Genomic DNA, 25,015 nt, shown 5'->3' on the forward strand with positions numbered 1-25,015 from the left:
GCCGGGCGTGACGACCCTGACTGTCGCGCTGGCCATGACCTGGCCGCATGCCGAGAGCACGCGCCGTCTGGTTGCCGAGGTCGACCCGTCCGGAGGCGATCTGGCGATGAGGTTCGGCCTGCCAGCCACCCCGGGGCTGGTGAGCCTCGCCGCCGTGGCACGCCGCACCCGTGATCCCGCGGTGGTGTGGGACCACACCCAGGCCCTGTCCGGCGGCGCCCGCGCGCTGGTGGCCCCGCCGGGTGGCACGCACGCGCGTGCCGCGCTGTCGACCCTGGCCACTGCCTCAGACGGGCCGCTGCTGCCCGTCGTGGCCTGTGACGCGGGTGTGGTGGTGTTCGCGGATTGCGGGCGGGTGGATCCCGGAACACCGGCCGAGGCGATCGCGCGCCGCGCCGATGCTCTGGTGTTGGTGACTGGTACTCAGGGCGACGACCTCGCCCACGCCGCGGTGCGGCTGGGGGAACTGGCGCGCTGGACGCCGCGTCCCGGCTTGCTGCTGACCGGCGAGGGCTATCCGACCGTGGATGTGGAGCGCGAATTAGGAGTGCCCGCGATCGGGCGTCTCCCGCACGACCCGGTCACTGCCGCCACGCTGACCGGTCATCGGCAGCCGCTGGCCCGCCGCCGCGGCAACAACGGTGGCCTTGCCCGCCACGCCGCAGCTCTCGCCCGCACCCTGGCCGAACCCGCCACTTCCATCGCCTCACCACCGGCGACCATGCCGGCCGGTGTCCCGGGTGTACCTGCCCAGCAGGTGCGCCGACCCGGTGGCGTGCTCATCACCCCGCCCGGCCTCGGGCCACAACCTGCGTCCGCGCCGCCGCAGGTGAGGGATCCGCGACACAACGGCCATCAGCCCAGCCCTGCCGGGAAGGAGCCACTGGCATGACTCAGATCCATCACCCAGCCGCACCATCCGCCTCGCCGGGCAACGGAGGCGATGCCGAGCAGCGACTGCGTGCCCGGCTCCGGCAGGCGCTGACCACGGACCTGCCCGGTCGCGTCGAGACCGTGTCCCGGACGAGCGGTGACGGGTTGAGCATGGCGCGGCGCCGCGAGATCGGCCGCGACGTCCTCGACACCGCGATCGCCGCACACAGCGAGGCCGAGCTCCTGGCCGGGCGTGCCCTGGTGGATTCCGCGACGGAGCAGCGGGTCGTGGATCAGGTTCTGGACGAGGTGTTCGGCTTGGGCGGGCTGCAGCCCCTGCTGGCGGATCGCTCGGTGGAGACGATCGCGGTCAACCGCTTCGACCGGGTGTTCGTGCAGTACAACGACGGCCGCCGTGCCCGGGTAGCGCCGGTGGCGGCGTCGAACGAGGAACTCACCGACCTGATCCGCACCCTCGCGGCTCGGGCGTCGTCGGAGGAGCGCAGGTTCGATCGCGGCAGTCCGGCGCTGAACCTCCAGCTCCCCGGCGGCGAGCGGCTCTTCGCGGTCCTCGGCCTGACGGCGGGCGGGGTGACGGCGTGCACGATCCGCCGGCACGGCTACCTCACCGCCGCCCTTCCGCAGCTCCGTCGCCGCGGCACGCTCGACATCGGGCTGGAAAGGTTCTTGCGCGCGATGGTGCGGGCGCGGAAGAACGTGCTGATCACCGGTGGCACCGGCGCCGGGAAAACCACGCTCCTGCGGGGGCTGGCGGCGGAGATGGATCCGTTGGAGCGGATCGTCACGGTCGAGGACGCCTTCGAACTCGGTCTCGACCGTGATCCCGAGCGGCACGCCGATGTCACCGCCTTGCAGGCCCGCGAGCCCAACGTCGAGGGCGAGGGAGCCATCGACCAGGCCGAGCTGGTCCGCTGGGGCCTGCGCATGTCCCCGGACCGGGTCATCGTCGGCGAGATCCGTGGCGCCGAAGTCATCCCGATGTGCAACGCGATGTCGCAGGGCAATGACGGCTCCATGGCCACCCTCCACGCCAGTAGTTCGAAGATCGCGTTCACCCGGCTGGCCTCCTACGCCGCCCAAGGACCCGAGCGGCTCCCGCTGGAGGCGACCGCACTGCTTGTTGCGTCGGCGGTGCACTTCGTGGTCCACCTCGACCGCGCCACCGACCGGACGACGCGGGTGATCGCCTCGATCCGGGAGGTGATCGACGCCGAGGACGGGGCGGTGATCTCCAACGAGGTCTACCGCCGCGGCCCGGACCGCCGCGCCGTTCCCGTGGCCGGTGCCTTGCGCGCCGACACCCTCGACGACCTCGCCGCGGCCGGATTCGATCCGGACTTGCTGTCCCGGCCGGAGGGGTGGTGGACGCCATGAGCATCGACACCACGACCATGATCGCCGCCGTACTCGGCTTGGGTGCCGCCGTCGGCCTGCTGCTGATGGTGGCCGTCTGGCGCCGGCCCGCGGCGGTGCCGCCCTCGCCCCCTCACCCGCTGCTGCGCTTCGCACGCAACCGGGCCGGTGACCGGCGGGTGCTGCTACGCCTAGCCGTGGCGGTTGGTGTGGGTGTGCTGACCGGGGCTGCGACCGGGTGGGTGGTCGGCGCGGTGATGGCCACCGCTGGAGCCTGGTTCCTGCCGCGGCTGGTCGGCCCGGACCGCACCCACACTCGCCGGGTCGCGCGGATCGAGGCGATCGCGTCGTGGACGGAGATGTTGCGCGACGTCCTGTCCGCCGCAGCGGGCCTCGAGCAAGCCATCCTCGCCACCGCCGGTCTCGCGCCCGCGGCGATCCGCGGCGAGGTCGCCACGCTGGCCGCGAGGCTGGAAAGCGGGCAGCGCCTGGCGCCCGCGTTGCGGGCTCTCGCACGCGAGCTGGACGACCCGACCGCGGACCTCGTCCTCGCCGCCCTCGTGCTCGCGGCCGAGCACCAGGCCCGCCAGCTCGGCGACCTGCTCGGCTCCCTGGCCACGACCGCCCGCGAGCAGGCCGCGATGCGGATGCGGGTGGAGACCGGCCGCGCGCGGACCCGGACCTCGGTGCGGGTCATCGTCGCCACCACCCTCGCCTTCGCTGTCGGGGTCGTGGTGTTCAACCGCGCCTACCTCGACGTCTACAACACGGCCACTGGCCAGCTCGTCCTGCTGCTCATCGCGAGCCTGTTCGCGGCCGGATTCGCCTGGCTCGCCCGGATCGCGACCGGCGGACGGCAACCACGGGTCCTCGCCCTGGACACCCCCGCATCCACCACCGCACCGGCCGTTGGCGGAGGTGAGCGTCCATGATCCCCGCTCTCGTCCTCGGAACCGGTGCTGGCGTCGGGATGTGGCTGCTGCTGACCTGGGCTCTTCCACCACGCCCGGTACTGAGTGACCAGCTCGCCAAGGTCAACGCCGGCCGGCCGGCTACGCCGATCGTCCTCACAGGCGACGCCGCGTGGGTGCGCGCCTGGGGCCGCGTGTTCGTGCCTGGCCTGCGGATGCTCGGGCTGCCCGGGACGAGGATCGAGGCCGATCTGCGGGTCACCGGCCGCGGCGCCGACACCCACCTGGCGTCCAAAGCCGTTCTCGCCATGTCCGGGCTGCTGGCGCCGTGGCTCCTGCAAGCCTTGCTGGCCCTGGGCGGGCTGTCGCTCGGGGTGGAGGTGCCGCTGCTGGGCGGGCTTGTGCTCGCCGCGCTCGGCTTCCTGGCCCCGGACCTCGAGGTCCGCGCCAAAGCCACCCGGTCGCGGCGCGAGTTCTGCGGCGCGCTCTCGGCTTTCCTCGATCTCGTCTGGATCACCCTCGCCGGGGGAGCGGGGGTCGAGGCCGCTCTCGGCGACGCCGCGGCCGTCGGGACAGGGCCGGCGTTCGACAAGATCCGCCGCGCGCTGCACGCCGCCCAGCTGACCCGCACCACCCCCTGGGCCACGCTGCGTCGGCTTGGCGAGGAACTCGACATCACCGAGCTCGCCGAACTCGCCGCGTCGATTTCTCTGGCCGGGACCGAAGGTGCTCGCGTTCGCGCGTCCCTGGCGGCGAAAGCCCAAGCACTGCGGACTCATCAGGTCACCGACGCCGAAACCGATGCCCAGGCCGCCACCGAACGCATGGCCCTGCCGGTGACGTTGCTGTTCCTCGGATTCCTGGGATTCGTCGCCTATCCCGCGGTCATCCAGGTCCTCAACGGACTCTAACCAGCCCACGCTTTGCAGGAAGAAAGCCTTGCGCAGAAAAGGAAGAAAGAGCCATGAAGCAATATGTCCGTACGATATGGACAGTGATCGCGGCGAGGATCGCCGTGCTGCGAGCCGATCCCGAGCGTGGTGAGATCACCACCACCGTCATCGTCACCGCCCTGATGGCTATCGCCGCGATCGTGATCATCGCGATCATCGTCGCGAAACTGACCGAGAAGGCCACGTCGATCAACCTCGGGATCGGTTGACCATGCCGGCTCGAAACGCCTCACCGCGGCGGCCTCGCGGCCCGCTGGCTCGCCGTGTCCGGCGCGCGTTGTCCGGGGACCGGGGCGAGGTCACCGTCGAGCTGGTCATCGCGACACCGTTGTTGCTGCTGGCGTTGCTGGCGATCATCCAGTTCGCGGTGTGGTCCCACGCGACCCACGTCGCCCAGACCGCCGCCTCACAAGCCCTCGCCGCGGCCCGCGTCCAGCACGGCACCGCCGGCGCCGGACACGCAGCGGGACAGCGGCTGCTCGATGACCTCGCCGCCGGCCCACTCCGCGAGCCCCGGCTCACCGTGACCCGGGACGCGACCTCGGTGTCGGTGAGCGTCCGTGGCGAGGCCGCCACGGTCCTGCCCGGTGTGCAGCTGCACGTGCACGCCGAAACCGTCGGCGAGGTCGAGCGCTTCGTGCCCGACACGGACAGCACACCCTGACTTTTCCTTATCCAGATCCAGTTCCTGGTGTGAGACGACAGGAGTTTCCTGATGGGTGACCTCAGTCATTCGCCGGTGCTCGACGGCGTGTTCCCGGACGGGCCGGACACCGTGCTGCTCCATCCGGCCCTCGCCGCGCGCCGCTGGCGGCGCCGGCAGGTCTTCGCCGCCGCGCGACCGGGAACTGTCCTGAAAGGACTGGCCGGGGCGACTGTCGTGGGATTCGCGCTGGTGACGGGAAACGGATTCGCAGGGAAGTTCATTGTCGCCGCCGTGGTGCTGATCGTCGTGCTCGCCGGCTGGCGCGCCGCGTGCGGGCCCGGCGAGTACCGGAGGCTGCACGAGCCAGCTCCTGGGGCCCGGTTGCGCCGTGGCGAGGGTTGGCGCAGCAGAGATTTCGCCGACCTCGGGGCCGATACCGCGAGCCTGGTGCGCGAACTGCTGGCCGGTGTCGACGAGCTGCACCGGACACCGGCCCGCGTCTGGATCGATCCCGCGCTCCCAGGCGAGGCGCACCGGGTGGTGTGGGAGGCTCTGTGCTGCCTGGACCGTAGCCGCGACGCGCGAGCCCTCGCCGAGGAACTCGCCACCGATCCCGACGCCGGCGAGGACCTGGTGGCCGCGGCACGCCAGGCGGTCACCACGATCGACCACGACCTGGACGAGGTCGCCCGGCACCTGCGCGGCTGCCTGCTGCTGACCCGCGCGTGGGAAGCGAAACTGCGGCGCACCGACCTGGCCCACCGCGCTGATCGTGTCCTGGCCGCGTTGCCCGGCCGTGACGAGCTGAGCCGTCTGGCCAGTGCCGCGGAAGTGCTGCCGCAGAACGTGTTCGCTCACGTCACCGCCGCCCGCGACCTCACCCGGGCCGGCGAGTTCCCCTGGGAACGGCCACCTTCGCAGTGGCCCCGTCTCAGATTGCTTCCACCACACCACGCGACCACAGCGCCCGGAACCGACGGTCGGGCGGGGGAGAGGCAGTCGTGACGCGGCAAGGAAGCGGTCTGGTCACAGGGGTGCGCGCCTGGTGGCGTGCTGAGCGCGGCTCGGTCACCGCGGAAGCCGTCCTGCTGACACCGGTGCTGGTCATGCTGCTGGTGTTGCTCGCCGTGGTGGTGCACCGCGGTGTCGACGCGCGGCTGCGGCTCGACGACGCCGCCCACCAGGCCGCTCGCGCCGCTACCCTGCACCGCACCACACCCACCGCCACCACCGCAGCTCGCGACACGGCTGGCGCCGCGCTGGCCCAGGCGGGCGTGGTGTGCCGGGACGTGACCACCACGCTGTCCGGCACGCTGGCTCCCGCCAGTGCGGTGACCGTGCAGGTGCGCTGCACTGTGGACTTCGGGCAGGCCGTCCTGCTCGGTGTTCCCGGCAGGAAGATCCTGGTCTCGTCCGCCAGCGAAGTCGTCGACACCTACCGGTCCCAGGCTCGGCGGGGTGGTGCCTGATGGCGTTGTCAGCGCGCGAGCGCGGGAACGCAGGCGCGGAGCTGGGCGCCGGTCAGCGTCCGGTGCTCGAGCAACGCCGTCGCGATCCGGCCGATGTCGGTCCAGTGCCGGTCGACGAGGTCCTGCGCGATCTCCGCTCACAGATCGGGCTGCCGGTCGGAAATCCCGTATGCCTGGCGGGCCTGGGTAATCAGGGCGAGGTCGTCGTGCCCGCCGAGCAGGTAGGAGCCGAGGCGGACGTCCTCGTCGGTCACCTCCTCATCGAGCCGGTCGGCCGCGCTGGTCGCCTCGAGGACATAGCGGGCCTGGGCGAGCGGGCCGGCGTGCGCGACGACCGCGACCGACGACAGGTCGACACGCCGGGGCCGGACCGCGGTGAAACCCGTACGCCCAGCCGTACGGGGACGGAGCGTGACGTAGCGCAGCGACCGGCCCTGCAGCAGGTAGACGAGGACGTGACCGGCCTCGTGCCACGCGGTCACCCGGTCCTCGGTCACCTCAGGCGATTCCAGCGTCGCGGTCACGCTGCTCATTCTCGCCGTGGCACTGACGTGCTGCGCACTCGAGTGCGCAGCACGTCAGTGTGCGGCTTGCGCTGGTGGTGGCGGGCTGAGGAAGGCCGGGTGACGGCGTTCGTACTCGCTCTCCTGATCGGGCTGCTCGCGTTGACAGGGCTGAGCCTGGACGGCGGCCTCGCCCTGGCGAGCAAGGTCCGCGCCGGCGGTCAGGCCGAGTCCGCCGCCCGTGCCGGCGCCCAGGCGCTCGACGTCGCCGCGTATCGCGCCAACGGCACCGTTCGTATAGATCCGGCTAGGGCGCGTGACCTCGCGCAGCGGTATCTGGCCAGCGTCGGCGCGACCGGCACCGTCGTGGTGGCCGGGGACACGGTGATCGTCGAGGTCACCGCCACCTACCGGACTCAGCTGCTGTCCCTGGCCGGGATCGACGACATCCACACCCACGGGCGGGGTGCCGCCCATCCGCAGCGCGGGGTCACCGGCATCGAGCCCTGACCCACCCTCGGCCGACAGAAAAGGGAGAACACCGGGATGGTCACCACGGACAAAGAGATCGCCCGCCGCCTGGAGGAAACCGATTCCGCGCGCAGCGCCCGCCGTCAGCGAGTGGCGGCCACCGTCGGAGACCTGGCGCGCCGGCACACCGACCTGGCCGGGCAGCTCGCAGACCTCGAACGCGAGCTCGGCGAGGTCCTCACCGCGGCCGGTGACGTCATCGACGTGCCCGAGCTCGCCGCAGTCACCGACGTCCCTGCCGCCGACCTCACGCAGTGGCGTGACCAGACGACCAAGTCCACCCGCGCCGGCAAACGCAAACGTCCCGACATCGCGAAGAAGAGCGGCTCTCCCGGTAAGGACAGCCCGGAGGCCACCCCGCCGCGCGCCACCCGGCCCACCGGGCCCGCACCGGAAGCCGGCGGTAACGGCGGTCAGGTACTCGCCGCGGCGAGTACCTGATGTCTGGCCGCGTGCCGTTCACGCGCACCGCGCGGCTGCTGGGCCGGGTGACGCGGGGACTGTTCGCCGCCGTCGTGCTGACAGGGCTGGTGGCGGGCCTGCCGTGGGCGCTGATCCACGGCGTGGGCTGGCCGCTGCCGGATCACCTGCCAGGCCTGGACGAGATCGGCTCGCGGCTGATGACGCCCATGTCCGCACGGTTCCTGCTCAACACCCTCGCCTGCCTGGCCTGGCCGCTGTGGCTGGTGTTCGTCCTCGACCTCGGCGCGTGCGCGGCCGACGTCGCCCGCGGCGCCCGGCTATCCGACCTGAAACAGCAGACGGGTCCGGTGCGGCGTGTCGCGGCTGTGCTCGTCGGCGCCCTGCTCGTGGCCGTGCTGGACCGTGCCGCCATCGCCGCGCCCCTCGCCCTCGCCGACGCCGCACGCCCCGCCGGCCACGCCCAGGTGGCTGTCACCGCTCCCGCGTCCACGGCACCGGTCGCCCAGGAAGAGGCCCGGGTTCCGGCCGCTCCCGGGACCGAGCGGGTCCGCCCGCCGGAGAACGGGGTGCACGACTCGCTGTGGCGGATCGCGCAACGCTGCCTGGGAGTTGGCGATCGCTGGCCGGAGATCTGGGCCCTCAACCACGGCAGCGCCCAGCCCGGCGGACGGACCCTGACCAACCCGAACCGGATCCACCCCGGCGACACCCTCCACCTTCCCAACACCAGCCCAGCCCCGCCTCCGCCGGAATACACGCCTTCTGCGCCCGCCCCCGAATCAGGGCTCCCGCCGCCAAGCACAGGCATGCCAGCTCCCTCCGAGCCTGCCCCGGCCGCGACGCCCAGTGCCACGCCTGCCGCCGACCATGAGGTGGACCGGCCCGGCGGCGGAGTGGTGAGCTGGAGCAGCGGTGAGGTGTTCGTCGGCCTGGGCCTGGCCGCGGCGGTGAGCGCCTTGCTCGTGCTCACGCGTCGGCGGCGCCACGCGCGCTACCGGCCGGGCAGCGGACGGCGAGACGACGACCCGCCCGTCGCCCCGGTGGTGTATCAGCTGCGCCTGGCTCATCTGCGCGCCCAGCACCACGACGAAGACCTCGAACTGGACGCCGGGACCGACAGCGCGACCGGCGAGCCGAACAGGCGCGAGCGCCGAGAACCCGGCAGCGGAGACCCAACGCTGTGCTCGAGTACCGCACCGGAAGAAACGGGGGATGAGGCCCGGCCGACGGTGTTCGTACCTCGTGTCCGCCGTGTGATCGGCGCCGCCGCGCCCACCGGGAGCGTCGCCGGACCGGCGACGCCACCATCCGTGGTCGACATCGCGCTCGACACCACGCCCTCCCACGACGACGGCGAGACCACGACAGCCGGCGAGGGGACCCAGGTCGCCCTCGACCTTGCGCGTGTCCACGGCCTCGGCCTGGTCGGGCCCGGTGGCTATGCCGCGGCCCGCGCCCTGCTGCTCACTCTCCTGACCACCGCGTCCGACAACGTGCCCACGCGCAGGGTCTACGTGCCCAGCGCCGACGTGGCCCGCCTGCTCGGTGTACCGGGAGCGACCACCGACCTGCCGACATCGATCACCGTGGTTGCCGACCTGGACACCGCCCTGGCCGTCCTCGAGGCCTCGGCACCGCCGGGTCCCGCTGTCCTGATCGCATCCCCACCCGGTGACCCTGGTCGGCGGGCGCGGCTGCAGCACCTGCTCGACAACCACGGCCAGCACGGGCTCACCGCGCTGCTGCTGGGCCAATGGCGGGCCGGGGTGACCGCTTACGTCACCGGCGGCGGGATCATCTCGGCGACCGATCCCGGCCTCGGCGAACCCCTGCGCGGGACCCGTGCCTTCACCTTGCCCGAGACCGCGACCCGCGACCTCCTGGACTTCCTCCGCACTGCCGCACCCCGCGACAGCGGCACCACCGACCCGCCCCTCGACGTCCTAGCGCCCGAGCAGGCGGCGACACCACAGGACATGACTTCCCCGGGCCCGCAGCGGAATGCCGTCGGCGACCCGCGACGACTGGAGATCACCGCGGAACCAGCCGCGCCGGAACCATCCCCGGCCAGCGCCCCTGGCGAAACACCCCGCCCGCGCGCGGCCAGCACGGAGCCGAGGCCACTCGCGCCGCTGGCGCTGACGGTCTTCGGTGCCCCGGCCCTGCACTGGCGACTCGACCCCGGCCAGGCCGCAGGGGAGCCGCGTGACCTGACCGGCGAGCTGAGCAGCCGCCCGCTCGAACTACTGGTCTTCCTCGCGGTGCATCCCGGCGGAGTGTCGCGGGACATGGTCGTCGACGCCCTGTGGCCGAACGCACCGCCCCGCAATCCCGCCAGCGTGCTGCGCACCGTTCTGTCCCGAATCCGCCGCGTCCTCGACACCGCCACCCGCGGCACTGTCGGCGGGCTGGTCCTGGCCGAGCACGGGCAGTACCGGCTCGACTCGGCCGTGGTGGAGGCGGACTACTGGGATTTCGCCGACGCGGTGACCCGTCGTCGGACCGCCGGCACCGCCGAGCGGCGCGCTGAGGGCTACGAGGCGATCGTGGCGCACTACGGTGGTGCCTTGGCCGACGGCCTGGACGCCGACTGGCTCACGGCCGCCCGGGAGGCGACGCGGCGCGACGCGCTCGACGCCGTGGCCGCGCTCGCCCGCACCCGGGTCGGGGCCGACCCCGGCTACACCTTGGATCTGCTGGAAACCGCGCGGGCGTTCGACCCGCACAACGAGTTGCTGTACCGCGACATCATGCGCCTGCAGCACACCCTCGGCCGGCACGACGCCATCTCCCGCACCCTGGACCTCCTGCGAACCCGCCTCGCCGAAATCGACACCACGCCCACCGCGGACACCGTCGGCCTCGCCCAGCGCTTGCGCGCCCGCGACACCGGGATACCGGTCGAGGACTTCTCCCGATCCACGGCGCCATGAATGACCACGCCACCGGTTCGCGAACACGTCCTGCCCATTCGGGAATCAAGGCGTGTTTACCACGCGGTAAAGGTATTTGCGTGGAACAGCGAAATGCCTCGATTTTCCGCCGCGATTGCGCCCGCGCCGATGCTAGCGTCGACCGTGGCAGCACAACCATCGAGGCCAGAGAAAAAGAACTTCGTGGGCGCACACACGCATTTCCCGGCACGTCATACATCGGCTCTCGCCGAGTGTTATCGGCGACTCTCGCGCGCCACAAAGACACTCCGCCGCCGTGGCGGCCCGCATATCCGGCGCGCGGACACCGCCTCGCATGCCGGGCCCGCACCCTCGACACGGTCACTCAGTGCCGTCCCCGTCGCCTCCGGCGACGCGGAGCGTGACTGCCAACCGTGGGGCCACCGACCCGGCCTATCAGCCTCGTCCTCCGGTATCCGCCTAAGGCGGATCCCCCCGTGTCAGACGTTCTCGCAGGCCACACCCCCTCCAGGGGGATCCACCGGTATCCCAGACTCGCTTGACACCAAGCAGGTGAACACATCAGGCCCGGCGGCGATGTCACGCGGCTCCGTCACCTGTTCACCAGTACTCACCCCGGTACCTCGCTCACCTTCCCCCTTTCCTTCATTTCCGTATTATTTATTGAAGAGGACTGCATTCATCTGCGGTTTCGCCTGTGGCCGGCTTTTCCTTTCTCTGGTGATCCGCAATCGCCTGACCAGCGCGAACATGTCCATGAAAGCGCGTGCATTCACGCGAAAAGATAGGCAAAATTCCCCGGAATTAACCCCGGAAAACTATTGCGCGGCGCCCGGGGGTCGAGTTACGTTTGTTGTGTCACCGGGAAACCGGAAATCACAACAAACCGCCGCACCGGGCGCGAATGGCCCCGGAAAGCGGAAACCGGCAAATTCGCGATTGGGGATTTCTATGTGCTACGCCGACACCACCGACAACCCCGACGGCACCGCCGCCGCGCACTGCTATTGCGGTTGGTCCAACACCTACCCCGACCACGACACCGCCGACGCCGCCGCCGAAAACCACGCACGGGAAGCCGAAGCGGCGGAAGCCGAATTCGCCGCCGCCCACTGACCCGCCACCGCCGCACCCGACACCGGAAGGGCAACACCGTGAACGACAACACCGACGACACGCCGGAACGCGTGGTGTACGTGGTCGACCCGACCATGGGCCGCGACGTGCAACCCGAAGTGGTGACCCGCACCAATACCGAAAACGATTGCACGGTCACGGGTGTGGTGATCGACCCCGCCGATCAGCAACAACTGTTGTACGGCACCGTGACCGGGCCCGACGGCCGTTTCGTCGGTAGCTACTTTCCCGCCGACATCGTGCGGCAAACGGAATGGCGGGTGGTGACCGCCGACGGCGCCGAATACCCCGCCCCGAGCGAAGGGCACGCCGTGCTCGCGCTCACCACCACATTGCGCCGCGCTTGACAACCCGCGCCACCCGCCCCGGTCCCCGCCGCACATGACCGACGAAACCCATTGCTGTGAAGGGAAACCAGCACGATGACCACGAACGCCACGACTCCGGCCACGGGCGCCATGCCCGCCGCCCCGGGCGCGGCACACCGGTTGCCCAACGGCGAACTCCGCCGCATGGTGGCCGAACTGCTCACCCAGCAACCCGCCAACGCCGGACTGACGGCGGGCGCCGCCGCCCGACTCCTGAACCGATCATCCGGCGCGGTCGGCAACGCCCTGGAAACCCTGGTCACACGCGGCGAAGCGGACTACATGGGGCAGCCGTCCCGCGCCTACCGCGCCAACGCCGACACCCCCACGGCCGCCGCGACCGCCGTGATCAGCGCGCGCACCACCGACCCCACGACAAGCGACGCCACCACGCCGCCCGCGCCCGTCACACCGAAACGTTGCCCCGGGCCGAAAAGGGCGCCCGCGCTGGTGACCGCACCGGTACGGCGCCCGAACGGGCAGATGTACCACCCGCGCAAACTGGCGGGCAGCTCGGACGTGACGGTGTTGCGGCGGTTGCGGCAGAACAAGATTCCCTCGCTGCTATACGGGCCCCCGGGAACGGGTAAGACGTCGCTGGTCGAGGCCGTGTTCGGTGACGCGGTGACGTTGCCGGGCGACAGCGACACCACGGTCGACGACATCGTGGGCGGGTACGTGCCCGCCCCGGGCGGAACCTACGAGTTCGCGCACGGGCCACTGGTGACCGCGATGCGTGAGGGGCGCGCGTTCTTCATCGACGACTTCACCCTCATCCCGGCACCCGTGCTCGCGGTGGTGTACCCCGTCATGGACGGGCGCGGACACATCACGATCAAGACCAACAACTGGGAGCGTGTCGACGCCGCACCCGGGTTCTACGTCGTGGGCGGCCACAACCCCGGGGTACACGGCGCGGTACTCAGCCCGGCCCTCGCGTCGAGGTTCCGGGTCAAGATCGAGGTGACCACCGACTATGACCTCGCCGCCCGGATCGGGGTCGACCCGAAAGCGGTACGGGTCGCGAAGAACCTCGCAGGACGGCACAAGAAGGGCGAGATCGGGTGGGCGCCCCAAATGCGTGAACTTCTGGCGTTCAAAGACACTGCCGCCGCGCTGGACCCCATCACCGCCGCCGGGAACCTGATCGCCGCCGCACCGGAAGAGGACCAGGACATCGTCGCCGACGTGGTCCGCAACGTCTTCGGCGCCCACGTCGCCCCGCTCGCCGTCGGCGAACAGTTCTAGCCCCCGCTCCACCGGTCCCGCCCGACCGCGACCGTCCGGAAAGGACATACGATGACCGCGCACATCGCCTTACCCGCCGCCACACCGACCGCCGTGTTCCCCGCCAAGCCGGGATGGCTGAGCCTGTCCGCGCGGTTCGGGGACGAGGTCCCCGCCATCGCCGACCGCGACGACCTCGTGGTCACCGTCGCCCCCGGTGCGGGACACGACGCGCCCGCGTGTTTCTTCCCTGACCTCGCCGCCATCGAAGTGGACGGAATCCACCTCCCCCAAGGGGTCGACCCCGCGACCGTCGAGCCGCACCGGGTCGGGGACCGCAAGCGCTACCGCACCGCGTGGGGGCTGCTGACCCACGAGTGCGCCCACGCGCAACACTCGGTGTGGCGTGTACCCCCGGGCGCGCCACCCGGTGCGGCGGCGGCCGCGATCCTGCTGGAAGAGTCCCGCATCGAAGCGGCACAGCTACGGCGCCGCCCGCAGGATCGGTATTGGCTGCGTGGCAGCGCGACGAATCTCATCCTCGCCGACACCCGGGCGAATGATCCCGCCGCCGCGCCGACCATGACGAAACAGGATGCCGCGCAATCCGCCGCGCTGCTGCTGGCACGCGTGGACAGCGGGGTCCTCAACCGTCGCGAGGTCGCCCGGGTCGAGCGTGTGTTGCGTGGCATTCTCGGCGACGACACCCTCGCCCAGTTGCGGGCTATCTGGCGTACGGTGCACCGTGTCGCCGACGACAACGCCACCGCCATGATCGAATTCGGGCGCCGCTGGTGCGAGGTCCTCGGCGTCGACCCCGACCAGCCGCCGCCCGATCGCGGCGCCGCCGACCCGGGCGCGCAGCCCGGTAGCGGGAACGGGGCGCCGTCACCGTTGGCTCAAGCGATCGCCGCGACCGCCGCCGCCATCCTCCACGCGGCTGCCGACGACCCCGCGCCGACCGATCCCGTCACCGAGGCCATGGAGGCACGGGCCGCCGAGGACGCCGCCCGCGCCAGCGCCGTCAGTGCGGCGGGCAAGACTTTCGGGACCGGGACCAGCCCGTACGTCACCCACATCACGGGCACCCGCCCGCCGACCACGGCCGAACGCGCCGCCGCGCGGCACCTGGCTCGCGCGCTGACCACCGCCGGAGTCCGTGACCGCACCACCACCAGAACCACCTCCGCGATACCACCCGGGCGGCTGCGGGTGCGCGGTGCGATGACCGCCGCCGCGCAACGCGCGGCGGGTGCCATCCCCACCGCCGAGCCGTTCACCCGCACTACCCGCAAAACCGTGCCCGCACCACCGTTACGGCTCGGCATCGCTTGCGACGTCACCGATTCCATGAAGGAGTACAGGAAACCGGTCGCCTCGGCCGCGTGGATTCTCGCCCACGCCGCTCACCACACCGACGTGCCCGCCACCACCGCGACCGTGACCTTCGGCTCGGGCCGCATCACCCCGATCACCCGCCCCGGCGCCACCCCCGCCCGGATCACCGAATTCGGCACAGGCCTCTCCGGTCACGTCATCGATGACGCCATCGAAGCCCTCGACGGCGCCCTCGACCTGTCCTGCCCGAACGCCGCCCGCCTTCTGGTGGTCATCTCCGACGGCGACTTCGAAGACGAGACCCGCGAACCGGGCCAGCGGCTCCTCGATCGCTTACGCGCCACAGGATGCGCGGTTCTGTGGCTGCTGCCCGACGGTGGCCCGTGGAATCGGCCGATGGACGGCGTCACGAATCACACGCTCACTGACCCCGCCGCCACCGCCCGCGCCATCGGGCAAGCCGCCACGGCCGCGCTGCGCAGCACACGCTGAACCATCCTGCCGCCCCGGGGAGTGGGGGCTCCCCGCTCCCCCGGGTGCACGGAAGCTCACGACGACACGGAAAGAAGCGTCGAACCATGACCTCCACTCACGCCACGCCACCTGCTTCCGCCGAGCCCATCGTCAACCAGTACGGCGACACAATCGCGGAGTTGCATTGGCGAGACAACGGTGACGGCACCACCTACGCGCCTATCGATAACGGCACGATCATCCGCCACCAGGACGGCACCGTAACCGCGAAATGCCAGGACGCCACGGGAACCGTACGGCGTTACCCGATGCCGGACGCGGTCACCGCGTTCTACGCCCTCGGACTGTCCGCACACCGGTGCAACGGGATCAATGGATGGAAAGAGTTCGCGAATATGCCGGGCTTCGCTGGCTGCGACTGAAAACCCGACCCCAGCTCCACGGGGCACACCACACCACACCCAACCAGCTACGCGGGCCGACGAACTTGCCACCCGGGCTGCACCCCATTCCGCGAACCACGACCACTTACCGAGAGATGACTACGATGACCGACACCACCATCGCCACCGTGGGCGAGCTGATCGCCGCCCTCGACCACTACGACCCGGCAAGCCCCCTACGGCTCGCGACACAACCCGGCTACCCCCTGGAAAACTTGCTCGCGCGGGTCGCGTGCACCCCGGGCAATGCTGACGGCGACAGTCTTGCCGACACCGACCAGCCCGTGGTGTGGCTCGGTGCGGGCGAACAGGTCGGGTATGTGCCCGCGCCTGCCGCCGACGCGTTGGGGTGGTCGTGATGGCCCCCGACGAAACACACGTCGACACATCCGCTTCGCTGGCAGACCGCGCCATCTGTGTCGCCCGTCGTCAGCGTGCCATCGCGCCGCGCGCCTTCGCCGACCGCGACACGATCCTGTCCTCGTGGAATCGCCGCGCGATCACCACCACCCATCTCGCGGTCGCGCTCGGCGTAGGTGTCGAGTGCGTGATCGTGCGGGACGACCCCGACCGCCGCTACGGCATCGGGGCCAGTACCAGCCCGGGTGACCTGATCGAGGTCACCAGCGACGGCCGTCCCTGGTACTTCATTCCCGGCGTGACCGGGTTCGTGCTGTGGTCCTGGCTATTGCTCGGCCCGTGCCCAGCCTGCGAGGCACCGCGGGTCCCGGTCACGCGAGTCGCCGGCCTCGCCGACCTCGGCGCGCACCTCGACCCCGAGCCCGAGCACCACTTCTTCGACACCGCACCCATCGAATTCCACGGCGACCCTGCCCACCGCCCCCACTGCCTCTACGCCGCCCCCGCGCCGCACACCGCACGGGACAACGACAAGGAAGCCCGGTCATGACCACGACTCCGACCCCGCCGATCGACGAATCGGCACGCGTCTTCAAGAAGGATCGGGTGGCTCTCGCCGCGATCGAGGTCGCGACCGCGCTACCGGGACACTGGACGGTCGGGCGTGGCCGTGACTTCGGAGAGGTCGCCGACGTCCTGTGCTTGGCCACAGGTATCCATCTCGGCTTCCTGGCAGTGCAGGAGCCGGGCGCGTGGCGCTACACACTCGTACCCGGACCTGTTCCCAGCGACCTTCGGGAAGCCTTCACGTGGCGGAACGCTGAGGAGTATCCCACCGCCACGTTCACCGTCGGCACCCCGGCGATCGAGGTCGCGACCCACATCCAGCAACAGCTCCTTCCTGCCTTTCACTTGTGGATTGACCACGCCCGCGCAGCCCTGCGTAAGCGAGACAAAGCCCATGAACGGCTGCGCAAGGCCCGACACCAGATCGCCGCACAGCTGCACAGCGAGTTCCCTTCTCCGGCGTGCGGGTCCTCTGCCATCTATTACATGGACGACGGCCGAATACGCATCACGCTGATCATGCCGGTTGACGACGCGCTCGCCCGTATTCCCGCGCTCGCACAGGCACTCCGTGCCGATGATGCCACCACCGCACCGTCCACACCGACGGAAACCCGGGAGAAGAAATGACCGCGATGACCACCGCCGTCTCACGCTTGTGTCCCGAAAATTTCTACGACTCCTCCCGTGTCGAGGTCTTCATTGGCACGGGCCCGGAAGCCGAGTTGAACGGCTATCTCGGATCCGCGTGGCCGGACAGGATCGCCGACCCCGCCACCGTCGCGACGCTCCCGGTCGGACGCGAGTTCCTGACCGCCACCACCGAGACCGACTTCCTGACCGCGCTGGACAACCTGGCCGAGGCGTGGACGCTGAGCGGATTCGGACTGGCGGTATCCGGCTTCGACTACGAACTCGCGACGCTGGACAAGTGGTGGGGTTCGGACCTTCGCGTGGGCAGCTCGTACACCTTCGACGGCGGACGAGTCCTGTACCTTCCCGTCGGCCGCCCCAGCATCGACGACGCCGAGAACGACTGGCAGAACATCACCCTCGGCCGCGCGCTGTCCGCTACCCCGGCGACCGGGGCCAGCACTCTCGCAGGACGCGCGTGCGACGCGGTCGACCGGGCCCGCCGCCAGGATCCCGAATTCGACCTCCGCCGAGGTGACTTCGAGCGTGATACCTGTCGCCGCGAGCTGGTCCACGACGTGGCCGAGACGTTCGGGGTCGCGCAATCGGCGGTGACGGTCACCGACGATCCCGACCGGATACACGGCGGGTGGCGCTGGTTTCGCGTGACCATCACCGACGACGGCACCGACTACCGATTCACCTCATTCAGCGGCAGAGGAGACGCCCTACAGGCCCTGGGGCCGTGCCCGGACTGCGGTCGCGAGGTGCCACTGGCGGACGTCACCGATCTGGTGTCCCTCGGCCGATTCCTCGGCGCGCGGACCGATAGCCACCTCGTTGCCTGCCCACCCGAATCGAGGTACGGCGTCGGCCACACGTCGGCATGCCCGCACCAGACCGGACAGTTCACGAAGCCAACCGCCACCGAGAGGGCATCGTGATGGTCACGCGCACCGACTTCTACCTCGGCACCGGAGCGTCGGCGACCTGGCTCGGTTCCCTGCAGTTCGCCTGCCATCCCGATAACCTCCTCAAAGACCCCCACGGCCGCGCCGCGCTGACCGCGAGACAGCCCACTGCCTACCGGGAAGCGGTGCGGGACCTGCTGCTGATGTGGGCGGTCGGAGGACTCGGCGCGGCGCACGAGCCCCGCAACGGGTGGCCCTGGGACTGGGACACCAGCCACCGCAACGACTGGATCACTACCCACTACGACGGCGCCGCGCACATGACGGCGGGCGGCGGTGACCGCTGGCACCGCCTGGACCCCGACGATCCGTGCCCGCCGTTGCGGTGCGGCCCGCCGGACGTCGCGAGATGGCTGTGCGACCCGGGCGCGCCACCCGCACTGCGGCTGCCGACCTTCCGCGCTCCCGGCGTGACCGACCCCGTGTCCAGCTGGCAGCAGCCCTGAGTGCCAAGCCCCGTGGAAGACCGTCCCCTTTCCGCGCCACCCAAATGAATCGGAGGAGAACTGATGCAGGACAGGAAGAAGCGTCTCTTGTGGACAGTGCTGGCCGTGGTCCTGCCGGGACCGTGGACCCCGGTGGTCGTGCTCGCCTACGTCCTCGACCGCGTCGCCGACCGTGACCGGGAGACCCCGTGCCACGACGGGGCCCCGCCGTACCCGCCGCCCGATCCGTACGCCTGCGTCCCAGCAGATCGGAATCCCTATACGCCCACACAGTGAGGACTTGGCGATGTCGAGCACCACTGACTTCTACCTCGGACGCGGCGAGGACGCCGAGTGGATCGGCTCCCTGCACGGGGAGTGCTATCCCGAGAACTTCCTCGCCGTCCCACCCTTGCGGCTCGCGGTGACCGCGACCGACGAGGCGACGTTCCGCGCTGCCGTGACCGACACTCTCGATATCTGGGAGGAGGAACGCCTCGGTCACGCGTACCGGCGCGAGGGCGGCTGGCCGTGGCCGTGGTATTCCAGCCACAACAGCAGCTGGATCATCACCTTCGACCCTGGCGACAGCGCGGTGTTCGCCACGGTGGGCGGCGGTGTCCGCTGGCACCGCATCGACCCGCATAACCCCTGGTTCCCCGAGAGCGACGACCCGCTCGGCCCGCCGGACCTGTACGCGTGGCTGCGTGATCCGGCCGCACCGCCGTCGGTGCCGATGCCGCTGATGCGGGAGAAAACCGCCGACATGCCGATCATCGGCGGTGATACCCGATGAGCAGCACGACGCACGACTTCTACCTCGGGCGCGGCGCGGACGCCGACTGGCTCGGCTCGGTCCGCCTGGCCAGCTGGGACGGCCGCTGGCTCGACGAGTTCACCCGGGCCCGGTCCGCGGGCGGGTTCATCACCCTCGTCGCCCTCTTCCTGCGCACCGCCGAGATCCACGAGGCCGGCGAGGTGACCCTCGGCAACCATGTGTGGCCGTGGCCCTGGCCCACCAGCCATGGCACCGACTATGTCCATGCCTTCGACACCGGCACGGTGTGGACCGCGAGACGGGGTGACCGGTGGTCGCTGCGCGCCGACGAGTACATCCCGCCCGGACCGGACGAGACACCGCTGGTGTTCCCGGCCATGCGCGAGTACTGCGGCTACACCGGGATCGACGCCGCCGACACCACCGCCCGCCGCTACGGCCCGTTGCTGGGCGACACCTACCGCCACGACCTGCCCCAGCTCGGGCTGCGGATCCTGACTGACCTCACCGGGCCACCGGTACCCGGTGCACCCAGCGCCCTCACCGGGCTCCGGGCACAGCTACCACCGCACCTGCGCTACGCCGTCACCGCCGACGAGACGGCGGTGGAGCTGGGCTTCGAGGTCTTCGGCTACCGCGACGGCGACCCCGCCGCCGAGACCGCCGCACAGGCCTTGTCGATGCTGCCCGCCCTTTACGGATGGACCGATCCCCTCGGCGGGCCACCCCGCTTCGGCGTACGCGTCCTCCTCGCCGACGACGGCCGCCACACCACCCACCCCGTGCTGGGTGATCCGCGCGCCCGCGCGGTGCTCACCGCTTTCTGACCCCCACGTTCCAGCCACAACCTCCGAAGGAGACCACACCCATGTCACCGAACAGCGCACCTGCCGACCCGGCCACTACGACAGAGCCGCACAGCGCCGCCGAGCACTGCGCCGCCGCCGAGGCCCTCTTCACCCGCGCCCGCGAGATCTACCCAACGTTGAGCAGCCGCGCGTACGACCAGGATGAATACCGGCGCTGCCTCGACTGGGCGCGCATGCACCTGCGCCTCGCCGAGGCCATCACTGCCGGAGCCAGCCTGGTCCTCGCGCACCGCGAACTGCTCGCAAATCCCGACGTGCGCCTGCACAACACCTACGTCAGTGCCGAGACCCGGCACTGGAATGAGTTCATCGAAGCCCAGAACAACACGACCGGGAGGTAGGCATGACCACCCCGCCCAGTCTCTCGTCGAGCACCCGGCCGCTGGACCCGTTCTGCCCGGACTGTCATGCCGAGATCGGCCACGTCCACCACGACTGGTGCGACGTAGCTCGCTGTCTGGCCACCGGGCTGCAGCGTCTCGGTCATGACTTCGAGACCTGCCGGTGCCCGCAGGACACGTGGTCCGGGCTGTGGCCAGGGGAAGTCGAATGCATCGAGTTCGGCTGGGTATACGGCCCTGGCCTCCCCGACCTCAACCGCCTGATGACCACAGCCAACTGGGATCCCGTCGCGCGCCGTTGGACCCGCCCCAGCCATCCGGGCACGAGCGACCAGATTGTCTCGGAGAAATCAGAGGGTGCGGCGCACCAGGGCGTGGCACCGACCGGGCGGGGGAACTCGGCGTGACCGCGTCCGGCTTTCTGCAGCGAGCGGGCTGCCAACGTCGAGCGTCTGGCGGCGCTTCGACCGCCGGATCACCTTCGCGCTCCGCGGCGCCCACTCTGTTCGACCTCGCGGCCCGCACGCTTACCCATGCCGATGCGTTCGCCCTGTCGGCCGATCAGCAGGTCGTCCTCGACCGCGTGCGACAGTGCCTCGCTGACGAGGACGGCCCGAGGGCCGTGGTGGTGGTAGCCGGGGCCGCGGGCACGGGCAAGAGCGCCCTCGCGCTGACTTTGCTCGGCGAGGCCCTGCGTGCCGGCCGCCGGGCCCGGCACGCCACCGGCTCGCAGGCGTTCACCACCGCGTTGCGCAAGAGCGCCGGACATGGCTCCCGCGCCACTCAGAAGCTGTTCCAGTACTTCGGCACCGCTGCCGATACGGAGCCCGCCGGGCTGGATCTTCTGGTGTGCGACGACGCGCACCAGCTGCGGGCCACCTCGAACACCCGCTACACCCCCGCCTCGCGCCGCAGCGACCGCACCCAGGCCGTACAGCTGCTCGAGACCGCTCGCGTCGTGGTGTTCTTGCTCGATGAGGACCAGGCGATTCGCCCCGGCCAGATCGGCACCCGCGACTACCTCACGGCCGCCGCCCGCGCCAGCGGCGCCACAGTGCACAGAGCCGAACTGAAGAGCCAGCACCGTCACAGCAGCGCCTGCTACGACAGCTGGGTCCGACGGCTCCTCGGCCTCGACGGCCCGCTCAGGCAGCCGGCCCCCTGGAACACGGGCAAGGAACCCGCGCCGCGCTTCGAGTTCAGGGTGGCCGACAGCCCCGGCGAGCTGGAGCAGCTGCTGCACGCGAAGACCGAGCTCGGGGCGAGCGCCCGGATCACGGCCGGGTTGTGCTGGCCGTGGAGCGACGCGAGGCCTGGAACTCCGCTGGTCGAGGACATCGTGATCGGCGACTGGCGGCGCCCGTGGAGTGTGAAGGGCCAGCGTGCGGTCAACGGTCTTCCACCCTCGCCGTTGTGGGCGATCGATCCGGCCGGTGCTGGCCAGGTCGGCAGTGTCTACAGTGCGCAAGGCTTCGAGTACGACTACGGTGGCGTCATTCTCGGCCCCGACCTCGTGTGGCGCGACGACCGGTGGATCACCGATCCCGCCGCCACTCGCGACGATGCTCTCGACGGCGCGACAGCGGCCGACGTCGATCTGTGGGTACGCCGCACTTACCGCGTGCTTTTCACGCGGGCCAGAGTGGGAACAGTCCTCTACTCCGCCGACACCGAAACCCGTGGTTTGCTGCACGAACTCGTCAACGCGTAGCCGAAAAGCCCGCAACGTCGATCACCTGCTTGCACGGACGGTCTCACTGTGCCCGTTAGAGAGCTGAATCGAGCGGAAATGGTAGTCGAACTCCAGTGATGGCGGGTACTGATCGTCGTGAGGGAGTGAGAACGAGAACTCGTAGTCGTGGAAACGATCGTACGGGGTCACGCCTGCCTCTACCGCGAGAAGGCTGTCCGGTTCTGATCGCAGGGTCATAAGTTCCTGGAGTTCCGTGGCGTCTGTCTGTCCGCTTGTTTTCAAGGCCGCTCCGTCTGGGCAGTCCACGACCAACCTTACGGATAACCGGAGTGTGCTTGGAGTCTGGTGCGCGACGATCGGCTGGCGCCACACGAACATGCCGTCCTCGGCCGCCAGGGTTGCGACCTGTCCGAATTGTGTCACGTCCATGCCCGTTCGCCCGTGTTGCGTCAGCCGTTGTTCCGGCCGAGAGGTGCCGACTCGGATGGAGGCTCCTCGCGTGTGTAAGACGGGCCGACATCGCCGCCACCCGCGACGACAACCCGTCCGTGTTGTATGGCGGCGGGGCCAAGCCGATGAGGGTCGTTCGGTTTTAGGTGGTGTCGTGGCGAGCCGGGACCGCATGCCTTGTGCTGCTCTGCTGCGGTCCCAGGCGCTTCATCCGTGGCGTGTGATGTGGCGGTCCAGCTGCGGATCATATGGACCCGGTGAGCTGGCCGCGCTCACACAGACGGGGTGACTGACTGCGCCGCGGCCGCGCAGCTTGGCTACAGACCCAGGAGGTAGTCCGGTGAGCGTGTCCAGTCTGGACGCGAGAGGCGGGTGAAGTGCCGTGCACGCATCCGGTGAGCGAGGTGATCGTGCGGATTTGCGGTCAGAGCGCGACAGACTCGGCCAGAGATCAGTCCTTCGCACTCTCAATCTCCGGGTGGTTCGTGTCGATGCTTTGACTGGCGTTGTCTCTGCCGCTCGCGGCTTTGACGGCGTTTTCGCTGACGATCGAACGGAGACCGGCACTGGTGAAACGCGATACGAACGAGGCTGCTATCGAGGTTCCTGCGGAGGGTTATCACCGGCGGCTTGCGGATATGCGGCAGCTGATCCATGAGTATCTGGATGGAGTGATCGACGGTGGAACCACTGTCATGGGTGACTTCACCCGGCAACTGGAGGAGCAGCTCGGCGCGCGGTGGGACTGCCGCGCGGTGGCCACGTCGTCGGGGACGGAGTCGCTGCATTTGTCGTTGCGTGCGGCCGGAGTCGGGAAGGGCGATGAGGTGATCGTGCCTGACATGACTTTTGTGGCAACGGCGTTCGCGGTCGCCGCTGTCCAGGCCACGCCGGTGTTCGTCGATGTCGAACCGGGGAGCTGGCTGATCTCACCGGACGCTGTTCGCCGAGCTGTGACACCGAGGACCAAGGCGATCATCGCGGTGCACCTGTACGGGCAGGTCGCCGACATGGGCGAGATCCTGTCGATCGCGGAGGAGCATGGCCTGGTGGTGATCGAGGACTGTGCGCAAGCCCACGAGGCCACCTACGATGGCAAGCCCGCGGGAACGTTCGGGGACTTCGGCTGTTTTTCGATGTGGGCGGGCAAGAACATCGGCGGGTTGGGCGACGGCGGGCTCGTCACGGTCAAAGCTGAAAAGGATCTGCGCGCACTGGAGCGGGCGCACAATCTCGGACGGGACCGGGACAACCGGTACGTGCACCATTCCTGGGGAAGCCGGGCCAGGCTCAGTGAACTCGACGCCGCCGTTCTACGTCATCAGCTTTCGATGCTGCCGACATGGAACGAGCAACGCCGGGTGATCGCGGACCGCTACGACAAGGCCTTCGCTGGTTTGCCCCTGGTGACACCGGAAGTGCGTCCTGGCCGCGAGCATGTGTTCTACAAGTACGTCGTACACACCCCGAATGCCGCTGAGCTGGCCACCCATCTGCGGAGCAGGGGAATCCAGACCGAACGGGTCTATCCCTTCTTGCTGTCCGAGCAGCCAGCTTTCGCTGGGCTTCCGCATCGCGCCGAGCCGACACCTGTCGCCCACGCCGACAACCCGAAGTTGCTGTGCCTACCCCTCTATCCGGAGCTGCTGGATCGGGAGAGGCAGGCCGTCGTCGACGGTGTGACGTCCTTCTTCGAAGGGTAAATCCGTGGGCAACGCACAACGAGGGCCGCACACTCCCGTTCCGATGGGAGTGTGCGGCCCTCGTTTGGAGGTCAGGCCATCATCGCGTTTGCCGCAGCGGAGTCGTCGTCACTGCTGACGTAGGTTTTCCACGCGTAGTAATAGGTTTTGCGGGTGATGAACCCGTCGGCCGCCAGGCGGTCGAACGCGGCCGACGCGGTCGCCGGGGTCTGCCCGAACCCTGCCATCAGCTCAGCGAACTCCTCGCGATCAAGTTTCCCATCGCCGTTGACGTCCACGTTGTCGAACTCGACATCGCAGGTCGGTCCCCAGATGTCGTCGAACCGCGCTTCACGGTCAGCCTGGGTGGCCATCGCGGTATGGAACTCGTCACGGTCGATGATGCCGTCGCCGTCGGTGTCGACATGCGCGACAAACCGCTCGAACGCCCGCCGGTACGCCTGGGCCACCGCTTCGGCGCTCGGGGCGTGCGGGTTGTCGGCGCCCGCCTTGATCAGGTCAGCGGCGAGTTTCTCGAAGTCGTCACGTTCGATCGTGCCGTTGCCGTCGTAGTCGAGCAGATCGAACAGCTTGTCGTGCTTGGTCTTCAGCAAAGCGGTGGTCATTACTGCTCCTTCGATTCCTTCAGTGGTCAGCAGCC

At 70.0% G+C, this 25,015-nt stretch carries 31 protein-coding genes; 28 read left to right on the top strand and 3 right to left on the bottom strand.

Annotated elements, in window-relative coordinates; all coding sequences use genetic code 11:
• The first annotated feature begins 7 nt into the window (after nt 1-7).
• The 8 genes from ACFOSH_RS15090 (at nt 8) to ACFOSH_RS15125 (ending at nt 6,226) form a co-directional block, all read left to right on the top strand.
• Complete coding sequence (locus tag ACFOSH_RS15090) at nt 8-892, top strand: MinD/ParA family ATP-binding protein (protein WP_378239491.1); 885 nt, start codon at nt 8-10, stop codon at nt 890-892.
• Entirely contained in the window at nt 889-2,268 is a 1,380-nt protein-coding gene (locus tag ACFOSH_RS15095; RefSeq protein ID WP_378239492.1) for a CpaF family protein, read from the top strand. Before ACFOSH_RS15090 ends, ACFOSH_RS15095 begins: the two co-directional genes overlap by 4 nt.
• Nucleotides 2,265-3,179 (top strand): type II secretion system F family protein, encoded by a 915-nt coding sequence (locus tag ACFOSH_RS15100; protein WP_378239493.1) that lies wholly within the window; start codon nt 2,265-2,267, stop codon nt 3,177-3,179. Before ACFOSH_RS15095 ends, ACFOSH_RS15100 begins: the two co-directional genes overlap by 4 nt.
• Nucleotides 3,176-4,069 carry a type II secretion system F family protein gene (locus ACFOSH_RS15105; RefSeq protein WP_378239494.1) on the top strand — a complete coding sequence of 298 codons (894 nt, stop codon included), beginning with the start codon at nt 3,176-3,178 and terminating at the stop codon, nt 4,067-4,069. Before ACFOSH_RS15100 ends, ACFOSH_RS15105 begins: the two co-directional genes overlap by 4 nt.
• 83 nt (nt 4,070-4,152) lie before the next feature.
• On the top strand, nt 4,153-4,320 hold the full coding sequence (locus tag ACFOSH_RS15110) for a hypothetical protein (RefSeq protein ID WP_378239495.1): 168 nt from the start codon (nt 4,153-4,155) through the stop codon (nt 4,318-4,320).
• Between the two features lie 2 nt (nt 4,321-4,322).
• Entirely contained in the window at nt 4,323-4,775 is a 453-nt protein-coding gene (locus ACFOSH_RS15115; protein WP_378239496.1) for a TadE/TadG family type IV pilus assembly protein, read from the top strand.
• 51 nt (nt 4,776-4,826) lie between these two features.
• Nucleotides 4,827-5,762 (top strand): hypothetical protein, encoded by a 936-nt coding sequence (locus tag ACFOSH_RS15120; RefSeq protein ID WP_378239497.1) that lies wholly within the window; start codon nt 4,827-4,829, stop codon nt 5,760-5,762.
• Entirely contained in the window at nt 5,759-6,226 is a 468-nt protein-coding gene (locus ACFOSH_RS15125; RefSeq protein WP_378239498.1) for a TadE/TadG family type IV pilus assembly protein, read from the top strand. The genes ACFOSH_RS15120 and ACFOSH_RS15125 overlap by 4 nt, the downstream gene beginning before the upstream one ends.
• A 137-nt stretch (nt 6,227-6,363) precedes the next feature.
• On the opposite strand, the gene ACFOSH_RS15130 is transcribed toward ACFOSH_RS15125, so the two are convergent.
• A complete protein-coding gene (locus ACFOSH_RS15130; RefSeq protein WP_378239499.1) occupies nt 6,364-6,750 on the bottom strand; it encodes a M50 family metallopeptidase in 387 nt (128 codons plus the stop codon).
• A 99-nt stretch (nt 6,751-6,849) separates the two neighbouring features.
• Here ACFOSH_RS15130 and ACFOSH_RS15135 point away from each other — a divergent pair, with 99 nt between their 5' ends.
• From ACFOSH_RS15135 to ACFOSH_RS15225, 19 genes are all read left to right on the top strand, one after another.
• Entirely contained in the window at nt 6,850-7,239 is a 390-nt protein-coding gene (locus ACFOSH_RS15135; RefSeq protein WP_378239500.1) for a hypothetical protein, read from the top strand.
• 36 nt (nt 7,240-7,275) lie between these two features.
• Complete coding sequence (locus ACFOSH_RS15140) at nt 7,276-7,701, top strand: hypothetical protein (RefSeq protein ID WP_378239501.1); 426 nt, start codon at nt 7,276-7,278, stop codon at nt 7,699-7,701.
• On the top strand, nt 7,701-10,616 hold the full coding sequence (locus ACFOSH_RS15145; RefSeq protein ID WP_378239502.1) for a BTAD domain-containing putative transcriptional regulator: 2,916 nt from the start codon (nt 7,701-7,703) through the stop codon (nt 10,614-10,616). Before ACFOSH_RS15140 ends, ACFOSH_RS15145 begins: the two co-directional genes overlap by 1 nt.
• 933 nt (nt 10,617-11,549) lie before the next feature.
• A complete protein-coding gene (locus ACFOSH_RS15150; RefSeq protein WP_378239503.1) occupies nt 11,550-11,714 on the top strand; it encodes a hypothetical protein in 165 nt (54 codons plus the stop codon).
• A gap of 38 nt (nt 11,715-11,752) precedes the next feature.
• On the top strand, nt 11,753-12,082 hold the full coding sequence (locus ACFOSH_RS15155) for a hypothetical protein (RefSeq protein ID WP_378239504.1): 330 nt from the start codon (nt 11,753-11,755) through the stop codon (nt 12,080-12,082).
• Nucleotides 12,083-12,157: 75 nt separating this feature from the next.
• Entirely contained in the window at nt 12,158-13,351 is a 1,194-nt protein-coding gene (locus ACFOSH_RS15160) for an AAA family ATPase (protein WP_378239505.1), read from the top strand.
• 51 nt (nt 13,352-13,402) lie between these two features.
• Nucleotides 13,403-15,160, top strand: a complete 1,758-nt coding sequence (locus tag ACFOSH_RS15165; protein WP_378239506.1) for a hypothetical protein — start codon at nt 13,403-13,405, stop codon at nt 15,158-15,160.
• 86 nt (nt 15,161-15,246) lie between these two features.
• Nucleotides 15,247-15,564 (top strand): hypothetical protein, encoded by a 318-nt coding sequence (locus ACFOSH_RS15170; protein ID WP_378239507.1) that lies wholly within the window; start codon nt 15,247-15,249, stop codon nt 15,562-15,564.
• A gap of 125 nt (nt 15,565-15,689) precedes the next feature.
• The gene (locus tag ACFOSH_RS15175; RefSeq protein ID WP_378239508.1) at nt 15,690-15,944 is read left to right on the top strand and encodes a hypothetical protein; all 255 of its coding nucleotides are present in this window, start codon (nt 15,690-15,692) and stop codon (nt 15,942-15,944) included.
• Nucleotides 15,944-16,495, top strand: a complete 552-nt coding sequence (locus ACFOSH_RS15180; RefSeq protein ID WP_378239509.1) for a hypothetical protein — start codon at nt 15,944-15,946, stop codon at nt 16,493-16,495. The genes ACFOSH_RS15175 and ACFOSH_RS15180 overlap by 1 nt, the downstream gene beginning before the upstream one ends.
• Nucleotides 16,492-17,142, top strand: coding sequence for a hypothetical protein (locus ACFOSH_RS15185; RefSeq protein ID WP_378239510.1), 651 nt, complete (start codon nt 16,492-16,494; stop codon nt 17,140-17,142). The genes ACFOSH_RS15180 and ACFOSH_RS15185 overlap by 4 nt, the downstream gene beginning before the upstream one ends.
• Nucleotides 17,139-18,089, top strand: coding sequence for a hypothetical protein (locus ACFOSH_RS15190; RefSeq protein ID WP_378239511.1), 951 nt, complete (start codon nt 17,139-17,141; stop codon nt 18,087-18,089). The genes ACFOSH_RS15185 and ACFOSH_RS15190 overlap by 4 nt, the downstream gene beginning before the upstream one ends.
• Nucleotides 18,089-18,562, top strand: a complete 474-nt coding sequence (locus ACFOSH_RS15195; RefSeq protein WP_378239512.1) for a hypothetical protein — start codon at nt 18,089-18,091, stop codon at nt 18,560-18,562. Before ACFOSH_RS15190 ends, ACFOSH_RS15195 begins: the two co-directional genes overlap by 1 nt.
• A gap of 63 nt (nt 18,563-18,625) precedes the next feature.
• Nucleotides 18,626-18,838, top strand: a complete 213-nt coding sequence (locus tag ACFOSH_RS15200; RefSeq protein WP_378239513.1) for a hypothetical protein — start codon at nt 18,626-18,628, stop codon at nt 18,836-18,838.
• Nucleotides 18,839-18,848: 10 nt separating this feature from the next.
• Nucleotides 18,849-19,337 (top strand): hypothetical protein, encoded by a 489-nt coding sequence (locus ACFOSH_RS15205; RefSeq protein WP_378239514.1) that lies wholly within the window; start codon nt 18,849-18,851, stop codon nt 19,335-19,337.
• Nucleotides 19,334-20,146 (top strand): hypothetical protein, encoded by an 813-nt coding sequence (locus ACFOSH_RS15210; RefSeq protein ID WP_378239515.1) that lies wholly within the window; start codon nt 19,334-19,336, stop codon nt 20,144-20,146. The genes ACFOSH_RS15205 and ACFOSH_RS15210 overlap by 4 nt, the downstream gene beginning before the upstream one ends.
• A gap of 41 nt (nt 20,147-20,187) precedes the next feature.
• Nucleotides 20,188-20,529 carry a hypothetical protein gene (locus ACFOSH_RS15215; protein ID WP_378239517.1) on the top strand — a complete coding sequence of 114 codons (342 nt, stop codon included), beginning with the start codon at nt 20,188-20,190 and terminating at the stop codon, nt 20,527-20,529.
• A 2-nt stretch (nt 20,530-20,531) separates the two neighbouring features.
• Nucleotides 20,532-20,936 carry a hypothetical protein gene (locus ACFOSH_RS15220; RefSeq protein WP_378239518.1) on the top strand — a complete coding sequence of 135 codons (405 nt, stop codon included), beginning with the start codon at nt 20,532-20,534 and terminating at the stop codon, nt 20,934-20,936.
• The gene (locus tag ACFOSH_RS15225) at nt 20,933-22,240 is read left to right on the top strand and encodes a DNA/RNA helicase domain-containing protein (RefSeq protein WP_378239519.1); all 1,308 of its coding nucleotides are present in this window, start codon (nt 20,933-20,935) and stop codon (nt 22,238-22,240) included. Before ACFOSH_RS15220 ends, ACFOSH_RS15225 begins: the two co-directional genes overlap by 4 nt.
• A 21-nt stretch (nt 22,241-22,261) precedes the next feature.
• On the opposite strand, the gene ACFOSH_RS15230 is transcribed toward ACFOSH_RS15225, so the two are convergent.
• Nucleotides 22,262-22,651 carry a hypothetical protein gene (locus tag ACFOSH_RS15230; RefSeq protein ID WP_378239520.1) on the bottom strand — a complete coding sequence of 130 codons (390 nt, stop codon included), beginning with the start codon at nt 22,649-22,651 and terminating at the stop codon, nt 22,262-22,264.
• A 527-nt stretch (nt 22,652-23,178) separates the two neighbouring features.
• On the opposite strand from ACFOSH_RS15230, the gene ACFOSH_RS15235 reads away from it, so the two are divergent.
• Nucleotides 23,179-24,375, top strand: coding sequence for a DegT/DnrJ/EryC1/StrS family aminotransferase (locus ACFOSH_RS15235; protein WP_378239521.1), 1,197 nt, complete (start codon nt 23,179-23,181; stop codon nt 24,373-24,375).
• Between the two features lie 71 nt (nt 24,376-24,446).
• On the opposite strand, the gene ACFOSH_RS15240 is transcribed toward ACFOSH_RS15235, so the two are convergent.
• Nucleotides 24,447-24,968: an EF-hand domain-containing protein gene (locus ACFOSH_RS15240; protein WP_378239522.1), complete on the bottom strand. Its 522-nt coding sequence runs from the start codon at nt 24,966-24,968 to the stop codon at nt 24,447-24,449.
• Between the last annotated feature and the right edge of the window lie 47 nt (nt 24,969-25,015).

This window comes from Amycolatopsis speibonae (genome assembly GCF_042647925.1).
Lineage (GTDB): Bacteria > Actinomycetota > Actinomycetes > Mycobacteriales > Pseudonocardiaceae > Amycolatopsis > Amycolatopsis speibonae.

What these genes read in the sequence shown, in the direction of transcription:
- ACFOSH_RS15095 (WP_378239492.1), top strand. Translation starts at nt 889, where the DNA reads ATGACTCAGATCCATCACCCAGCCGCACCATCCGCCTCGCCGGGCAAC.
- ACFOSH_RS15100 (WP_378239493.1), top strand. Translation starts at nt 2,265, where the DNA reads ATGAGCATCGACACCACGACCATGATCGCCGCCGTACTCGGCTTGGGT.
- ACFOSH_RS15105 (WP_378239494.1), top strand. Translation starts at nt 3,176, where the DNA reads ATGATCCCCGCTCTCGTCCTCGGAACCGGTGCTGGCGTCGGGATGTGG.
- ACFOSH_RS15115 (WP_378239496.1), top strand. Translation starts at nt 4,323, where the DNA reads ATGCCGGCTCGAAACGCCTCACCGCGGCGGCCTCGCGGCCCGCTGGCT.
- ACFOSH_RS15120 (WP_378239497.1), top strand. Translation starts at nt 4,827, where the DNA reads ATGGGTGACCTCAGTCATTCGCCGGTGCTCGACGGCGTGTTCCCGGAC.
- ACFOSH_RS15140 (WP_378239501.1), top strand. Translation starts at nt 7,276, where the DNA reads ATGGTCACCACGGACAAAGAGATCGCCCGCCGCCTGGAGGAAACCGAT.
- ACFOSH_RS15145 (WP_378239502.1), top strand. Translation starts at nt 7,701, where the DNA reads ATGTCTGGCCGCGTGCCGTTCACGCGCACCGCGCGGCTGCTGGGCCGG.
- ACFOSH_RS15150 (WP_378239503.1), top strand. Translation starts at nt 11,550, where the DNA reads ATGTGCTACGCCGACACCACCGACAACCCCGACGGCACCGCCGCCGCG.
- ACFOSH_RS15160 (WP_378239505.1), top strand. Translation starts at nt 12,158, where the DNA reads ATGACCACGAACGCCACGACTCCGGCCACGGGCGCCATGCCCGCCGCC.
- ACFOSH_RS15165 (WP_378239506.1), top strand. Translation starts at nt 13,403, where the DNA reads ATGACCGCGCACATCGCCTTACCCGCCGCCACACCGACCGCCGTGTTC.
- ACFOSH_RS15170 (WP_378239507.1), top strand. Translation starts at nt 15,247, where the DNA reads ATGACCTCCACTCACGCCACGCCACCTGCTTCCGCCGAGCCCATCGTC.
- ACFOSH_RS15175 (WP_378239508.1), top strand. Translation starts at nt 15,690, where the DNA reads ATGACCGACACCACCATCGCCACCGTGGGCGAGCTGATCGCCGCCCTC.
- ACFOSH_RS15180 (WP_378239509.1), top strand. Translation starts at nt 15,944, where the DNA reads ATGGCCCCCGACGAAACACACGTCGACACATCCGCTTCGCTGGCAGAC.
- ACFOSH_RS15185 (WP_378239510.1), top strand. Translation starts at nt 16,492, where the DNA reads ATGACCACGACTCCGACCCCGCCGATCGACGAATCGGCACGCGTCTTC.
- ACFOSH_RS15190 (WP_378239511.1), top strand. Translation starts at nt 17,139, where the DNA reads ATGACCGCGATGACCACCGCCGTCTCACGCTTGTGTCCCGAAAATTTC.
- ACFOSH_RS15195 (WP_378239512.1), top strand. Translation starts at nt 18,089, where the DNA reads ATGGTCACGCGCACCGACTTCTACCTCGGCACCGGAGCGTCGGCGACC.
- ACFOSH_RS15200 (WP_378239513.1), top strand. Translation starts at nt 18,626, where the DNA reads ATGCAGGACAGGAAGAAGCGTCTCTTGTGGACAGTGCTGGCCGTGGTC.
- ACFOSH_RS15205 (WP_378239514.1), top strand. Translation starts at nt 18,849, where the DNA reads ATGTCGAGCACCACTGACTTCTACCTCGGACGCGGCGAGGACGCCGAG.
- ACFOSH_RS15210 (WP_378239515.1), top strand. Translation starts at nt 19,334, where the DNA reads ATGAGCAGCACGACGCACGACTTCTACCTCGGGCGCGGCGCGGACGCC.
- ACFOSH_RS15215 (WP_378239517.1), top strand. Translation starts at nt 20,188, where the DNA reads ATGTCACCGAACAGCGCACCTGCCGACCCGGCCACTACGACAGAGCCG.
- ACFOSH_RS15220 (WP_378239518.1), top strand. Translation starts at nt 20,532, where the DNA reads ATGACCACCCCGCCCAGTCTCTCGTCGAGCACCCGGCCGCTGGACCCG.
- ACFOSH_RS15230 (WP_378239520.1), bottom strand. Translation starts at nt 22,651, where the DNA reads ATGGACGTGACACAATTCGGACAGGTCGCAACCCTGGCGGCCGAGGAC.